The sequence below is a fragment of the Pseudodesulfovibrio tunisiensis genome, assembly GCF_022809775.1.
Classification (GTDB): Bacteria; Desulfobacterota; Desulfovibrionia; order Desulfovibrionales; family Desulfovibrionaceae; genus Pseudodesulfovibrio; species Pseudodesulfovibrio tunisiensis.
In genome coordinates this window covers 2,337,341-2,352,112 of sequence record NZ_CP094380.1, presented here as the reverse complement: position 1 = coordinate 2,352,112, position 14,772 = coordinate 2,337,341, and the positions used below count along the sequence as shown (strand labels likewise).

The window sequence follows — 14,772 nt, the reverse complement described above, 5'->3', positions numbered from 1 at the left end:
CGGATTGTGAAAAGTGGCGCGGCGTTTGGCGATATACCGTCTGCGAAATTGGGAAAAGAGGAACAATCTCGACAGGGCAACGCTTCCCAATGCGGTTCGGAAGGTTTATAACGGTTTCAGGTGACGCTTTCCGGGCTCGACGTGCGGGAAAAATGGGAAAACACATACCAAGGTCGAGGGATTCGATGCGGTTGCGGCACTCCGCATGCCGCGGGCCGGGCCGGAAATGCCGGACTTGCCCATGCGACGTTTTCAGTATAGAGACTGGCCTTCCCGCAAGGGAACCGACATCACTATAGAGGAAGACGGAAAGAATGATGGAACACAATCCCAATGGCGGCCCCGGGAAGACCGAGGTCATTGCCCAGCATCGATTCAATGACGTTGCCGATCTGGATGCCAAGCTTCTCGGCCTGCTTGAGAAACGCAGCTATCTGCTCAAGCGCGAGGGCGCATGGCGCAAGTCCCGCAACAAGTCCCTTGTGGACCCCAAGCTGGAAAAGCAGCTTCGCGCGGCCTTTGAAAAAGAGGCCGGAAAGCTCGGCCTTGACGCCAAGCTCGCCAAAACCCTTTTCTCCCTTTTCAATCAATTCGCGCTCGCGGACAAACGCTCGGTGGTTTCCGAGGACGGGTACAAGCTCGCTCCCCGTCGCGAACCCGTGTCCGCGTCCATTGCCGGACCGCGTTCCTTTGTCCTGACCCGGCTGTGGCAGGCCATGGCCGCCAGCGTTGGCGCGGAAACCCTGCTTGCGCCGGTCACGCTCAACGCCCCGAACAAGGACATGGCCAAGGCCCTGAAACAGGCTGCGGGCAAGGTTTCCTGGGACGACGAGGAAATCCGTCTGGATTCCGGCGACGGCCTCGTGTTCGAGGATGCCATGGTTTTCGTGGGCGAAGACACCTTGAATTTCTATCTGCTTCTGGCCCTTGCCCTCGGCCATGCCGGACGGTGCAAGTTCTCGGGCAAGCCGTTGCTTCAGCTTCTGGACATCGCTCCCATGAACAGGATTCTGCCCCGCCTCGGTGCACGCATCGTGCCCATGAACCCGAACAATCCCGGGCTTCCGGCCCGTCTGGAATGCGGTGGCGTCATGGACGAGGAAGTTTCCCTCCCGGCCGAGGTGGACCCGGATTTCGCGGCCGCTCTGACTCTGGCCGCCTGGTCCTATGCCGGAGGTCTGGTCATCACCGACATCCCGGCCAAGGCCATTCCGGCCGTGTCCCAGGCCGTGAGCGTGCTCACCGCCTGCGGCATCGAAGCCGAACTGGACGGCAACACCTGCCGCGTGTCCGACGGCGTTCCCGAGGTGCCCGAGGCTCCCGAGATTCCTCTGGATCTGGAACTGGCTTCGGTGCTGCTCGCCATCCCTGCGTTCAGCGGCGGCGAGATCACGGTCAACGGTCCGTGGCCTTCCTCTGCCGAGGGCGATCTCGTGCTTGAGGAACTGGAAAAGCTGGGGCTGGAGATCATCCGTGAACCCGGCCGCATTGCCGCGCGCATGGAGGGCGAACTGCCCAAGTCCGCGTCCATTGCACTGGGCAACGTGCCGGGCCTGTATCCGCTGGCTCTGGCCTTCGGCCTTGGCTGCGGCGCTGCCGAACTGCTCGGCAAGGCCCCGGAGGAGGCTCTGGAAATTCTGGATCGCCTTGGCGTGCCCTATACCGAGGAAGAGGACAAGCTTTGTCTTCAGCCCGGTCAGGGTACCTGGGAATACGGCTGGGCCAGCCCGGATCCGTCCTGGTCCCTTGCCGCCGCGCTCATCGCCTACAGGCATCCCGGCATTCTTTTGGACAACCACGGCGAGGTGACTCGCTTCTGGCCCGAATTCTGGAATTTCTACAATTCCCTGCCCACGGGCAAGATGAAGCCCAAACCCGTGAAAGAGGAGACCGCCAGTGTCAAACGGCGCAGAATCAAAGTCCGCTTCTGATCCGGATCGTCTGGAGGAAATACCCGGGCTTGAGGCCGAGATCGCGCAGTTCACCCTGGAGCTGGAAAGAACAGTTCAGCAAATCCGGGAGCTCAGGGCTGCGGAAGACCCGGCCAACGGGGTATTCCATCACAAGGAAATCTTCGAGCAGCAGCAGGAAAAGCTGCGGCTCGAAGTGGAGATCAAATACCGCAACAACAAGATCAACCGCATCCGTCTGGGCATTGCCGAGGCTGGTTGCGGCAGCGAAACCCAGCAGAAGGGGTTTCTTTTCTAGGTATATGGGCCGGGACATCCTTCGGGATGCCCGGCCTTGCCCGCTTCCGAGGGGGGATGCGGCCTTGGAGTCCGGTTCTTTTCAATGCAGGACATTTGACTTTTTCCGGACAAGGCAGCAATCGAGAACCTTTCGGCAACAATGGAGAGAGTCTCCCGGCCGGGCGGATGTGGACTGGCATTCAACGACTGCCCGAACCCGTCGGGAATCCCGATAACCGCAACACATTCGGAGCGATCCATGGGACGCAGCATCACCCATAAGATCATTGAACAGCATCGTGTCTCGGGCAGCATGACGCCCGGGGAGGAAGTCGGCCTCAGAATCGACCAGACCCTGACGCAGGACGCCACTGGCACCATGGCCTGGCTCCAGTTCGAGGCCATCGGCCTTGATCGGGTCCGCACCGACCTGTCCGTGAGCTATGTCGACCACAACACCCTGCAGATGGGCTTTCGCAACCCGGACGACCATCGCTATCTGCGCACCGTGGCCGAAAAATACGGCGCGGTCTTTTCGCCTCCGGGCACCGGCATCTGTCATCAGTTGCATCTGGAAAATTTCGCCAAGCCCGGCGCGACCCTGATCGGGTCGGATTCCCACACTCCCACGGCTGGCGGCATCGGTGCGCTCGCCATGGGCGCGGGCGGACTGTCCGTGGCTCTGGGCATGGCCGGGGAACCCTATTTCATCCCCATGCCCAAGGTGGTCAAGGTCCATCTGACCGGCGAACTCACTGGCTGGGCAGCGGGCAAGGACGTGATCCTGAAGCTGCTCGGCATGCTCACGGTCAAGGGCGGCGTGGGCAAGGTCTTCGAATACGGCGGCCCGGGCGTGGCCTCGCTGTCCGTGCCGGATCGCGCCACCATAACCAACATGGGCGCGGAACTGGGCGCCACCACGTCGGTGTTCCCCAGTGACGGGCGCACCCGCGAGTTTCTGGAAAAGATGGGACGGCCGCAGGATTTCACCGAACTGCTGGCCGACGAGGACGCGGAATACGACGAGATCGTGGAAATCGATCTGTCCGAACTGGAGCCCATGGTGGCCCAGCCGCACATGCCGGACCTTGTCGTGCCCGTGCGCGAACTGGCCGGGTTGAAGATCGACCAGTGCGCCATCGGTTCCTGCACCAATTCCTCGTACTCGGACCTCAAGTCCACGGCCCTGATCCTGGCCGGTCATCGGGTGCCCGCATCCACGGACGTGCTCATCTCCCCCGGCTCCAAGCAGGTGGTCAAGATGCTGGCGCGCGAAAACCTGATCGAGCCGCTGCTCGACGCCGGGGCGCGCATGCTGGAATGCACCTGCGGCCCGTGCATCGGCATGGGTGGCTCGCCCAACAGCGCAGGCGTGTCCGTGCGCACCTTCAATCGCAATTTCGAGGGCCGCAGCGGCACGCAGGATGCGCGCATCTATCTGGCCTCGGCCCAGACCGCGGCCCGGCTTGCCCTTGACGGCGAGTTCACGGACCCGGCCACATGGGGCGAGGCTCCGGCGCGTGTGGAACTGCCCGACGATGTGCCCTCCATTCGCAGCCTGTTTCTGTTCCCGCCCGAATCCGGTGCGGAAACCGAAATCCTGCGCGGCCCCAACATCGTGGCGCTGGAAAAGTTCGAGGCCCTGCCCGAGACCATCGAGGCGGACGTGCTGCTCAAGGTCGGCGACAACATCACCACGGACCACATCCTGCCTGCCGGGCCGCAGATCACGGCCCTGCGTTCCAACATTCCTGCCATCAGCGAATACATCTTCAGTCGCGTGGATCAGGAATTCGTGGGCCGCATCAAGGCTGCGGGCAAGGGCGTGATCCTTGGCGGCGAAAACTACGGGCAGGGGTCCAGCCGCGAACATGCGGCGCTCGGTCCCCGGCATCTCGGCGTAAAGGCCGTGCTGGTCAAGTCCCTGGCCCGCATTCATCGCGCCAACCTCATCAACTTCGGCATCCTGCCGCTGCTTCTGGTCGATCCCTCGGATTACGACAGACTGGAGCAGGGCAGCGGCCTGACCATTCCGGCCTCGGCCATCGAGCCGGGCGGCGTGGTGGACATTCTCGTCAATACCGGGGAATCCATACAGGCAACAAATGATTTGACCAAAAAGGAACTGGCGATTATCCAATCTGGTGGTCTGCTGAATGCAGTCCGCCAAGGCAGGGATCAGTAAAAATCAGTTCATCAGTGGAGAAGACATGCTAGAGAAAATGCGCCAGAACGCATCGGGGTGGATCGTCAAGATTCTCTTCGGGATAATCATCGTCGTGTTTGTTTTTGCCTTCGGCATGAGCAGCTTCGACAACAGCGGCGACCCGATCCTCGCATACGTGGATGACGAACCCATCACTCGCCTGGAATTCGAGGAGAACTTTCAGCGTACCGCGGAAAACGTGCGCCGAGGCAATCCGAACATCACTCCGGCACAGTTGCAGAGCCCGGAGTTCAAGCGCATGGTGCTCGATGAACTGGTGACTTCCCGGCTGCTTCAGGGCGAGGCCAAAAGCCTCGGCATCGGCGTTTCCGAGAAGGAACTGTTCGCGGCCATCACCCGCGAGCCCGCGTTCTGGAACGCCAAGGGCGAGTTCGATCGCAGCATCTACACCGCCAAGCTCCATCAGCTTCGCATGAATCCCGCCCAGTTCGAGGCCATGTTCAAGCAGGACATGATCGCCACCAAGCTGCGCAGGTACGTTGCCCGGGCCGCGGAAGTCGCGCCCGAACAGGCCCGCCAGCGGTTCGACTGGGCCGCCATGCGCGCCGTGGTGGATTACGTCGAGTTCAAGCCCGAAAGCTATGCCGCCAAGGTCAAGCCCACTGATGAAGACGTGCTCGCCTTCTATGAAAAGCGTCAGGACGTGTTCACTGTCCCGGCGCGCGCGAACTTCAAATACATTGCCTTCACCCCCGATGCCCTGGCTCCGTTCCAGAAGGTCACGGATCAGGAAATCGAGGCCTTTTACAAGGCCAACCTCGAGTCGCTCAAGGAAAAGGAACAGGTCAAGGCCCGGCATATCCTCATCGCTGTTGACGAGGATGCCTCCGACGCCAAGGTCGCCGAGGCCAAAAAGAAGATCGAGTCCGTGCTGAAGCAGGCACGGGCAGGCAAGGATTTCGGCAAGCTGGCCGCCAAGTACTCCGAAGGTCCGAGCGCGCCGTCCGGCGGCGATCTGGGCTGGTTCGGCAAGGGCATGATGGTCCGCAAGTTCGAAAAGGCCGCGTTCAAACTCGGGAAGAACCAGATCAGCAACCCGGTTCGGACCCGTTTCGGCTGGCACATCATCAAGGTCGAGGATCGCAAGGAAGCCGGGGTGCCCACTCTGGCCGAAGTCCGCGACAAGGTGCGCCGCGACGTGGCCGAGGAAAAGGCTGCGGAAAAGATATCCGATCTGCTCGATGCCGCCATGGACCGTCTCGTGTCCGGCATGGACATCCAGCAGGTGGCAACCGAACTCGACCTCGTGGCCCGGACCACTCCGGAACTGCCCGAGGCCGACCTCCAGAAGTCCTTCGGGCTGACTCCGGAAGCCGCGCAGGTGCTGTTCGATCTGCCCGATGGCAAGGCGCACAACACCCCGCTGTCCATCAACGGCGGCTATCTGCTCGCCGCCAAGGTCAAGTCCGTGCCTTCCACGGTCCTGCCTCTGGAAAAGGTCAAGGACTCCGTGCTCAAGGCCGTGACCGCAGAACAGGCCATGTCGTTGGCCCAGAAGGATGCGGAAGCCATGCTGGCCAAGCTCTCCGGTGCGGATGCCGATGCCGCCGCCAAGGAATACGCAAGTCGGATCAGGACTTCCGAGCCGTTTTCCCGGCAGGGTTTCATCCCCGGCCTCGGCATGAACCCCAAGCTTGCCGAAGCCGCGCTCGCCGCGCAGGCCGGAAGCTGGCTGGGTACCCCCTTCCAGATGCAGACCGGCGTTGTCATCGTGCGTCTGAACAAGACCATCCTGCCTACCGATGACGAATGGAAGCAGGCCGAGCCTTCGCTCATGGCTTCCGCCAATCAGGCCATGCAGATGGAACTGCTCAATGCCTACATGACCGAACTGCGCGCCAAGGCCGACATCAACATCGTTCGGCCCGATCTGCTCAACTAGCAGCCGCGCATCACAATGCAAGCAAAAGGCTCGACGGGGTTCCGTCGAGCCTTTTTTTGATGCCTCCGGCGGCCCCTCCCGGGGGGCCGGGCTCTGCCCGGACCCGCCAAGGAGCAAGGCCCCTTGGATCCCCATTCTGTCTTGAGAATTGAAAAAGGCCCGATGAATGCTCTGTCGAGACATTCACCGGGCCTTTCCCAATTCTCAAGACGGGGTGGCTTCAAAAGAAAAACTTGCTTTTCTTTCTTTACCCATTTCCCCTGAGTTTCATTTTTCGATAGCGAAAACTTTCGCTTTTCCGCAGCTCCCTACGCCGCCATACGAGCCGGACAAGTTCCCTCATCCCCCACAGGCGGCGTAGAACCAAAAAGTTTCGGAGAGTCCAGAGAACCCCTTTTCAAAGGGTTCTCTGGTCGCCGAAGGCATCCTATTCCGTATCTTCTTCAAGGGCCGTGTCGAATCGGCCGAGGGTTTCGAGGGCGAGTTGGAGTGCGTCGAGGACATCGTCGGGCAGATCGAGTTCGCCGTTCAGGGCATTGCGGAGCTGTTCGGGGTCGATGCCGTAGCGCTCGGCTGCGGCGTTGATGGTGTCGGAGGAGTTCGTGTTCATTGGCAGACGATGAATCCCGGGAAATCGTGTCCCGAGGAAATTTGCGCGTGCGGGGTCGGTGTTTCGGCCAGCTGCATGCGCACGGCGGTGCCGACCATGGTTCCGGGCGTTTTGGCGAAGATGTGCCATTCCCGGGCGGTTTCGGACACGCCGACCAGCGAGAGTTCCTCGGCCGCGCCCGAGGGCTGGATGGACAGCACGCTGAAGGTACGGGTGGTGGCTTTGCTGCCATTCCGGGTGCGAAAGACGGTCATGGAATACTGGTAGCCGGTGCGATGGTTTTCCCACTGCACCGGGGTGTACTCCGGAATGGTGTCCAGAGCGTGGCCGATGCGCTGGACATCGGCGACCTCAAGGTATTCCCCGGCGTATTCCGGCCCCAGCGGGAGCTGAATGGGCGCCTTGGGATTGAGTCGGCAGCCTGCGGTCAGAACCAGCAGGACAGCCGTCAGGATCATGGTGAGTCGTTTCATGGCTCGTCCTCCGATAAAAGGGGATATGAAACACGGTAGAGCATCCCGGCCCGACGCGCAACAGGAACGGTTTCGGTCCGGCCCGGAAGGTGAGGGATGTTTCCCGACGATTATTCGGCAAAAGCATGTTTTCATCCGGAGAAATGGTTTTGCTTGTGCTGAAGGAAGTTCGATGGTTCAGACATGAAAAAAAGAATGTTCGGTGAAAACATGTTGTGGCCGATATTTCAACAGTATTCCACATGGTCTTGCGCAGGGAGGCGGGTTGCTGTGAAAAGTGCATTTTGACAATGGTTTAGCCTGTTTCTCGAATAATATTCCGCTTGATGTTTCATGCATCCTTCACTAGATAATTCAGGAATTATGGCAAATCTCGCACTTGATGATGTCTGCGTGCGTTTCGGAGGGCTTCAGGCGCTCACGGACGTCAATTTTACGGTCAGGGAAGGCGAAATCGTGGGGCTGATCGGTCCGAACGGGGCCGGAAAGACCACGGTGTTCAATGTGATCACCGGGGTTTATGCCGCATGGTCGGGTTCGGTTTCCTACGACGACACGGTCATCACCGGGCTTCGGCCCTATCAGGTGCTGGCCATGGGCATTGCCCGCACGTTTCAGAACATCCGGCTGTTTCAGAACATGACGGCGCTGGAAAACTGCATGGTGGCGCAGCACAGCCGCTCCCGGACTGGCGTATTGGGGGCGGTCCTGCGCACCAAGGCGCAGCAGCGCGAAGAGGAGAGGATTCGGGCGAAATCGCAGGAGGCGCTGGAATTCATGGGGCTGGACGACATGGCCGACACGGTCGCGTCCAACATGCCCTACGGACATCAGCGGCGGCTGGAGATTGCCCGGGCCCTGGCCTCGGAGCCGCACACCGTGCTGCTGGACGAACCTGCCGCCGGGTTGAACCCGGCCGAGAGTCTGGAACTGATGAAGGATATTGGCCGCATCGCCGGGCTGGGGATCAACGTGCTCATGGTGGAGCACGACATGAAGGTCGTGATGGGCATATGCAGCCGGATCGTGGTCCTGGACCACGGGGTCATGATCGCCGAGGGACTGCCCGAGGAAATCCGGAAGGATCCGGCGGTGATCGAGGCATATCTCGGCCAGTAGAGAGGGCTGGTCGACAACATGAACAAGGGAGGGAGTGTCATGAAACGGATTCTTTTCTTCACCTGCGCCTTTGCGCTGGCGGCTTCGGTCGCCTTTGCCGGAGACGTGCTGAAACTCGGTTCCATGGGGCCGCTGACCGGGCCGTACGCTGCTGACGGCAACGACATCAAGAAGGGCGCGCTCACCGCCATCGAGGTGATCAAGGATGACGGAGGCCTGCCCGGATTCGATGACATCACCCTGTCCCCGCAGGATACGGCGTGCGATCCGCGTCAGGCCGTGAGCGCGGCCAACAAGCTGATCAACGAGGAAGTCAGGGCCGTGATCGGCGCATACTGCTCCAGCGCCACGCTTCCGGCCTCCGAGCCCCTGAACGAGGAAGACATCATCATGCTCACCCCGGGCTCCACCAACGAGAAGGTCACGGAGCGCGGCCTGCCCTACATGTTCCGCGTGTGCGGCAGGGATGACGACCAGTCCAAGATCGCCATCAGGTTCATGGTGGACTATCTCAAGGGCAAGACCATCTATCTGGTGGACGACAAGACCGCGTATTCGCAGGGGCTGGCCGACAACGTGGAAAAGGGCTGTCCGGCTGCGGGCATCGAGGTGCTGGGGCATGACCACGTGAATCAGGGCGACAAGGATTTTTCCGCCGTGCTGACCAAGGTCAAGGCCGCGAATCCCGATGTGTTCTATGTCAGTCTCCAGAACTCGGCCACGGGCGCGCTGCTCGTGATTCAGGCCAGGCGCATGGGCATCGACGCGAAGTTTCTGGCGCAGGATGCGGTGTACCATCCCCAGCTCATGAGCATTGCCAAGCAGGCTGCCGAGGGCATGTACCTGACTTTCGGGTATCAGGACACCTCGGCCCCGGCCTACAAAAAGTTTCTGGCCAGATACAAGCCGAAGTACGGCGATCCCGGCGCGTATTCCGCCTATGCCTACGACTCGGCCATGTCCTATCTGCTGGCCGTGAAAAAGGCCGGAACCACGGACCCGGAAAAGGTGCGCGAAGCCCTGCTGAGCCTCGATTACGAAGGCGCGTCCAAGCGCATCCGGTTCAAGGAGAACGGCGATTCCGGCTCCAACTACATCATCCGCGTGGTCAAGGACGGGGAATTCCGGAACTTCTGGAATCCCGCCACGGGCGAACTCTACTAGTCAAGCGACCTTACGCCGCCCCGGACCGTTCGGCTCGGGGCGGCGCAACCTCAGCCTCGGAACCTCATGGAATATTTCCTTCAACAGTTGATCAACGGCATCACGCTGGGCGGGGTCTATGCCCTGATCGCGCTGGGCTACACCATGGTGTACGGCATCATCCAGCTCATCAACTTCGCGCACGGCGAATTCTTTGCCGCAGGCGGATACATGGGCGTGATCTTCATCACCTGGCTCGCAGCGCAGGGCGTGCATCCCTACGTCTGCATGGGGCTGGGGCTGGTTCTGGCCATGATCTACTGCGCATTGCTGGCCATGGCCGTCGAGAAGCTGGCGTACAAGCCGCTTCGCAGGGCGTCGCGCCTGTCCGTGCTCCTGTCCGCGCTGGGCATGTCCATCTTTCTGCAGAACGGCCTGATGCTGACGCAGGGCGTGTACGACCGACCCTATCCCTCGGAACTGACGCAGGGCGGATTCGAGTTCGGCATGATCACCATCTCCTACATGCAGATCGTGATCGTGGCCCTGACCGCGCTGCTGCTGGTGGGGCTGAACCTGCTCGTGTTCCGGACCCGCATCGGCAAGGCCATGCGCGCCACGGCGCAGGACAAGACCATGTCCGCGCTGGTGGGCATCAATGCCAGCCGCATCATTTCCCTGACCTTTGCCATTGGCGCGGGACTGGCCGCAGCTGCGGGCATCATGGTGGGCTTCTATTACGGGTCCGTGAATTACACCATGGGATTCGTGCCCGGGATCAAGGCGTTTGCCGCAGCCGTGCTCGGCGGCATCGGCAACATCACCGGCGCCATGATCGGCGGCGTGATCATCGGCATGGTGGAAATCTTTGCGGCCGGGTATCTGTCCAGCGAATACAAGGACGTGTTCGCCTTCATCATTCTGATTGCGGTTCTGTACTTCAGGCCCACCGGCATCATGGGAGAGAACGTTGACGACACGCGGGTCTAAGAAAATCTGGATAACCGTGGGCATCGGCCTGCTCTGGTTCCTGGCTCTGCTCTGGCCCCTGCTCGGCATCCATCCCGAGGGGCTGGAATTCGGCCGTACATTCGACGTGTTTCTCAAGGTGGCCGTGGCCGCCGTGAGCATCACCCTGCTGTATCGGCTGCGGGAGCGCGGCGCACTGGACATGGTGGAATCCCCGCTCCGCAGGCTTGCGACGGGTGCGCAGGCCGTGGTCGCCCGGACGCCGAAATGGGTCCTGTATCTCGTGATTCTGGCCGTGGCCATCATTTTTCCGCTGGTCACCAAACGCTATGCCCACGACATCGCCATCAGTGTGCTCATGTACGTGTGCCTCGGCCTCGGCCTGAACATCGTGGTGGGATTGGCCGGACTGCTCGACCTCGGATACATCGCGTTCTACGGGGTGGGGGCCTACACCTATGCCATTCTGTATTCGCACTTCGGTCTGGCCTTCTGGATATGCCTGCCCGTGGCCGGGGTGATGGCTGCGATAGCTGGCTGCATCATCGGGTATCCCACCCTGCGCATGCGAGGCGACTATCTGGCCATCGTGACCCTCGGATTCGGGGAGATCGTGCGCCTGATCCTGAACAACTGGATGGAGCTGACCAATGGCCCGAACGGCATCATCAGCCTGAAGCGGCCCGCGATCCTGTGGCCGGATTTCGCGAACGGATTTTCCTTCGAGACCCTGTATCTGAAAAAGCTCTGGATGATGTACTATCTCATCCTGATCATCACGATTCTGACCATCATCGCGGTGTACCGGCTCAACCATTCGCGCATCGGCAGGGCGTGGGAGGCGATCCGCGAGGACGAGACCGCTGCCGAACTCATGGGCGTGAACACGTTTCTGCTCAAGCTGCTGGCCTATGCCTCGGGTGCGGTCTTTGCGGGGTTTGCCGGCGCGTTCTTTGCCGCGCGCATGAAGATGGTCAGCCCGGAATCCTTCACGTTTCTGGAATCGGCCATGGTACTGGCCATGGTCGTGCTGGGCGGCATGGGCTCCATCCCGGGCGTGATCCTCGGCGTGGTGGCGCTGGTGGCCCTGCCCGAGGCGTTCCGCCAGTTCGAGCTGTACCGCATGCTCGTGTTCGGCGGGGTCATGACCCTGATGATGCTGGTCCGGCCCAAGGGGCTGCTTCCGGCCAAACGCGTTGGCAAGCGCTCGGAAGAAATGGAATAACCACCCGGAAACATGGACAACAATACCCCCATACTCGAACTTCGTAACGTGGTGGCCGCCTATGGCCGCATTCAGGCGCTCAAGGGCGTTTCCCTCAAGGTGCACGCCGGAGAGATCGTCTCCATCATCGGAGCCAACGGCGCGGGCAAGTCCACCACGCTCATGGCCATCTGCAACGTGGTGCCCGTGGTGAGCGGCGACATCCTGTATCAGGGCGAGCGCATCAACGACGTGAGTTCGGAGCGCCTGCCCGCGCGCGGCTTGTGTCAGGTGCCCGAGGGGCGGCGCATCTTTCCGCGTCTGACCGTGACCGAGAATCTGGAGATGGGCGCGTTCTTCCGGCGCGACACCTCCGTCATTCGGCAGGACATGGACCGGGTGTACGAACTTTTTCCCAAGCTGCGGGAGCGCCGCAAACAGCTCGGCGGCACCCTGTCCGGGGGAGAGCAGCAGATGCTCGCCATGGGCCGGGCCATCATGAGCCGTCCCCGGGTGCTGCTTCTGGACGAGCCGTCCATGGGGCTGGCACCGCTTCTGGTGCAGCAGATTTTCCGCATCATCAAGGAAATCAACGAACAGGGCGTGACCGTGGTGCTGGTGGAACAGAACGCGAATCTGGCGCTGCAATGCGCGAGCCGGGGGTATGTGCTGGAAACCGGCAGCGTGGTCATGGAAGACGATGCCCGCGCCCTGCTTGACAATCCGGACATACGCAAGGCCTACCTCGGGGAATAGACCCTGCCCATAACGTTTTTTTTTCGTGTTGAGCCGGTTTTTCCACTGCGCTCACCGTCCGGATTTCCGCCCTAGTCAGGAATCATTCCGAGATATGTTCTGGTAATTCGTCTATATGCGGTTGCGTATCGATCTTCGCACCCGAGCGTGCCAAAAGGCTTGGCACGCCGGGATTTCCCGCCTTCGCAAGCCCGAAAAAGGTTTACAGGGTGTCGTTTTTCCGATAGGACCATGTATCTTTTGCCGTAGAGAGTTGGTTTGCCACGCCCAAAGCGTTGCAATGCCGGACTTTCCAAGCAGGAGCGTAAGGACGGCCGGTCCGGCCCAGCCGACCGCGCAACCCGGAGCCTGACGGCCTCGGAACGGGTTTTCCCGGGTTGATTGCGGCCCAGTCGTCCATCATATACGCAAAAATACTTTGTCCGAGGTTCGTCGTGGAGGTAACCCATGGAAAAAACCGCTGTTGAAACCCCTGAAATGGAAATGAACTTCGAGGCCGCTCTCGAAGACTACCTGAATTCCGACTTCGGGGATCTTGATGAAGGCACCATTGTTTCCGGTGAAGTCGTCAAGGTTGACAAGGACTACGTACTCGTTGACGTCAATTTCAAGTCCGAGGGACAGATTCCGGTTGCGGAATTCACTGATTCCGAAGGCAACGTGACTGTCAATGTCGGCGACAAGGTCGACGTGTACGTGGCTCGCAAGAACGAAGCCGAAGGCACCATCCTGCTGTCCCGTGACAAGGCCAAGCGGATGCAGCTTTTCGATAAACTGGAGGATGTCCAGGAAAAGGACGGCGTGGCCGTCGGCCGGATCATCCGTCGCATCAAGGGCGGTTACACCGTCGATCTTGGCGGCGTCGAGGCATTCCTCCCCGGTTCCCACGTGGACCTGCGCCCTGTCCCGGACATGGACGCTCTGGTCAACCAGGAATTCGATTTCAAGATTCTCAAGATCAACCGCCGCCGCAGCAACGTGATCGTGTCCCGCCGCGTGCTCCTCGAAGAGCAGCGCGCCGAGCAGCGCGAAGCCCTGCTGGAGACTCTGGCCGAAGGTCAGGTCGTTCAGGGCAAGGTCAAGAACATCACCGAATACGGCGTGTTCATCGACCTCGGCGGTCTGGATGGCCTGCTGCACATCACCGACATGTCCTGGAAGCGCATCAAGCATCCCAAGGAAATGGTGCAGCTGGGCGACGATCTCGAACTCAAGATTCTCAACTTCGACAAGGAAGGCGAGAAGGTCTCCCTCGGTCTCAAGCAGCTCGTGCCTGATCCGTGGCAGAACATCGCCGAGAAGTACCCCGAGGGTTCCAAGTTCACCGGTACCGTCACCAATCTGGCCGACTACGGCGCGTTCGTGGAGCTGGAAGAAGGCGTGGAAGGACTGGTCCACATCTCCGAGATGTCCTGGACCCGCAAGCTCCGCCATCCCTCCCAGATGGTCAAGGTCGGCGAGGAAGTGGACGTTGTCGTCCTCGGCGTCGATCAGGACAAGAAGCGCATCTCTCTGGGCATGAAGCAGGTCAACCCCAACCCGTGGGATGTGGTGGCCGAGAAGTACCCCGAGGGAACCATTCTCGAAGGCACCATCAAGAACATCACCGAATTCGGCGTGTTCATCGGCATCGAGGAAGGCATCGACGGCCTGATCCATGTGTCCGACATCTCCTGGACCAAGAAAATCCGCCATCCTTCCGAGGTCTACAAGAGCGGTGATTCCGTCCAGGCCAAGGTCCTGACCGTGGACAAGGAGAACGAGAAGTTCACCCTGGGCGTCAAGCAGCTGACCGAGGATCCCTGGAGCCACGTGCCCGGCAAGTACCCCGTGGGTCAGCTCGTGAACGGCACCGTGACCAACATCACCGACTTCGGTCTCTTCGTCGAGGTCGAGGAAGGCATCGAGGGTCTGGTGCACGTGTCCGAGATCAGCCGCAAGAAGGTCAAGTCTCCCTCCGAGATGTTCAAGGAAGGCGACACCATCGAAGCCAAGGTCATCCATGTCAGCGCTGATGAACGCCGCCTCGGCCTGTCCATCAAGCAGCTCAAGGACGACACCGAGAAGCGCAAGCCCAAGAGCTACGGCAGCAGCCCGGCCGACGCCGGCGCCACTCTGGGCGACCTGCTCCGCGAAAAGCTCCAGGAAGTTGCCGGCATCGAAGAAGCCAAGGCAGCCGACGAGGACGAGATCTAGCGCA

General features: G+C 60.7%; 12 protein-coding genes. 10 read left to right on the top strand and 2 right to left on the bottom strand.

What is annotated here, in order from left to right:
- Nucleotides 1–314: 314 nt before the first annotated feature.
- The 4 genes from MPN23_RS11530 (at nt 315) to MPN23_RS11515 (ending at nt 6,298) form a co-directional block, all read left to right on the top strand.
- Nucleotides 315–1,931 carry a chorismate mutase gene (locus MPN23_RS11530; RefSeq protein ID WP_243544341.1) on the top strand — a complete coding sequence of 539 codons (1,617 nt, stop codon included), beginning with the start codon at nt 315–317 and terminating at the stop codon, nt 1,929–1,931.
- Nucleotides 1,897–2,208 (top strand): hypothetical protein, encoded by a 312-nt coding sequence (locus MPN23_RS11525; RefSeq protein ID WP_243544340.1) that lies wholly within the window; start codon nt 1,897–1,899, stop codon nt 2,206–2,208. Before MPN23_RS11530 ends, MPN23_RS11525 begins: the two co-directional genes overlap by 35 nt.
- 240 nt (nt 2,209–2,448) lie before the next feature.
- The gene (locus MPN23_RS11520; RefSeq protein ID WP_243544339.1) at nt 2,449–4,374 is read left to right on the top strand and encodes an aconitate hydratase; all 1,926 of its coding nucleotides are present in this window, start codon (nt 2,449–2,451) and stop codon (nt 4,372–4,374) included.
- 25 nt (nt 4,375–4,399) lie between these two features.
- Entirely contained in the window at nt 4,400–6,298 is a 1,899-nt protein-coding gene (locus MPN23_RS11515; protein ID WP_243544338.1) for a peptidylprolyl isomerase, read from the top strand.
- A gap of 427 nt (nt 6,299–6,725) precedes the next feature.
- Here MPN23_RS11515 and MPN23_RS11510 read toward each other — a convergent pair whose 3' ends face one another.
- Together MPN23_RS11510 and MPN23_RS11505 are read right to left on the bottom strand one after the other, a co-directional pair.
- Nucleotides 6,726–6,908, bottom strand: coding sequence for a hypothetical protein (locus MPN23_RS11510; RefSeq protein ID WP_243544337.1), 183 nt, complete (start codon nt 6,906–6,908; stop codon nt 6,726–6,728).
- Nucleotides 6,905–7,381, bottom strand: a complete 477-nt coding sequence (locus tag MPN23_RS11505; RefSeq protein ID WP_243544336.1) for a hypothetical protein — start codon at nt 7,379–7,381, stop codon at nt 6,905–6,907. The genes MPN23_RS11510 and MPN23_RS11505 overlap by 4 nt, the downstream gene beginning before the upstream one ends.
- Nucleotides 7,382–7,744: 363 nt before the next feature.
- Here MPN23_RS11505 and MPN23_RS11500 point away from each other — a divergent pair, with 363 nt between their 5' ends.
- The 6 genes from MPN23_RS11500 to MPN23_RS11475 all read left to right on the top strand — a co-directional run bounded on the left by MPN23_RS11500 (nt 7,745) and on the right by MPN23_RS11475 (nt 14,768).
- On the top strand, nt 7,745–8,500 hold the full coding sequence (locus MPN23_RS11500) for an ABC transporter ATP-binding protein (protein ID WP_243544335.1): 756 nt from the start codon (nt 7,745–7,747) through the stop codon (nt 8,498–8,500).
- Nucleotides 8,501–8,539: 39 nt separating this feature from the next.
- Complete coding sequence (locus MPN23_RS11495; RefSeq protein ID WP_243544334.1) at nt 8,540–9,664, top strand: branched-chain amino acid ABC transporter substrate-binding protein; 1,125 nt, start codon at nt 8,540–8,542, stop codon at nt 9,662–9,664.
- Nucleotides 9,665–9,730: 66 nt separating this feature from the next.
- Nucleotides 9,731–10,633, top strand: coding sequence for a branched-chain amino acid ABC transporter permease (locus tag MPN23_RS11490; RefSeq protein ID WP_243544333.1), 903 nt, complete (start codon nt 9,731–9,733; stop codon nt 10,631–10,633).
- On the top strand, nt 10,614–11,837 hold the full coding sequence (gene livM / locus MPN23_RS11485) for a high-affinity branched-chain amino acid ABC transporter permease LivM (RefSeq protein ID WP_243544332.1): 1,224 nt from the start codon (nt 10,614–10,616) through the stop codon (nt 11,835–11,837). Before MPN23_RS11490 ends, livM begins: the two co-directional genes overlap by 20 nt.
- 12 nt (nt 11,838–11,849) lie before the next feature.
- Nucleotides 11,850–12,572, top strand: coding sequence for an ABC transporter ATP-binding protein (locus MPN23_RS11480; RefSeq protein ID WP_243544331.1), 723 nt, complete (start codon nt 11,850–11,852; stop codon nt 12,570–12,572).
- Nucleotides 12,573–13,019: 447 nt separating this feature from the next.
- On the top strand, nt 13,020–14,768 hold the full coding sequence (locus MPN23_RS11475) for a 30S ribosomal protein S1 (protein ID WP_243544330.1): 1,749 nt from the start codon (nt 13,020–13,022) through the stop codon (nt 14,766–14,768).
- Nucleotides 14,769–14,772 lie beyond the last annotated feature (4 nt).

What these genes read in the sequence shown, in the direction of transcription:
- MPN23_RS11530 (WP_243544341.1), top strand. Translation starts at nt 315, where the DNA reads ATGATGGAACACAATCCCAATGGCGGCCCCGGGAAGACCGAGGTCATT.
- MPN23_RS11520 (WP_243544339.1), top strand. Translation starts at nt 2,449, where the DNA reads ATGGGACGCAGCATCACCCATAAGATCATTGAACAGCATCGTGTCTCG.
- MPN23_RS11515 (WP_243544338.1), top strand. Translation starts at nt 4,400, where the DNA reads ATGCTAGAGAAAATGCGCCAGAACGCATCGGGGTGGATCGTCAAGATT.
- MPN23_RS11510 (WP_243544337.1), bottom strand. Translation starts at nt 6,908, where the DNA reads ATGAACACGAACTCCTCCGACACCATCAACGCCGCAGCCGAGCGCTAC.
- MPN23_RS11505 (WP_243544336.1), bottom strand. Translation starts at nt 7,381, where the DNA reads ATGAAACGACTCACCATGATCCTGACGGCTGTCCTGCTGGTTCTGACC.
- MPN23_RS11500 (WP_243544335.1), top strand. Translation starts at nt 7,745, where the DNA reads ATGGCAAATCTCGCACTTGATGATGTCTGCGTGCGTTTCGGAGGGCTT.
- MPN23_RS11495 (WP_243544334.1), top strand. Translation starts at nt 8,540, where the DNA reads ATGAAACGGATTCTTTTCTTCACCTGCGCCTTTGCGCTGGCGGCTTCG.
- MPN23_RS11490 (WP_243544333.1), top strand. Translation starts at nt 9,731, where the DNA reads ATGGAATATTTCCTTCAACAGTTGATCAACGGCATCACGCTGGGCGGG.
- MPN23_RS11480 (WP_243544331.1), top strand. Translation starts at nt 11,850, where the DNA reads ATGGACAACAATACCCCCATACTCGAACTTCGTAACGTGGTGGCCGCC.
- MPN23_RS11475 (WP_243544330.1), top strand. Translation starts at nt 13,020, where the DNA reads ATGGAAAAAACCGCTGTTGAAACCCCTGAAATGGAAATGAACTTCGAG.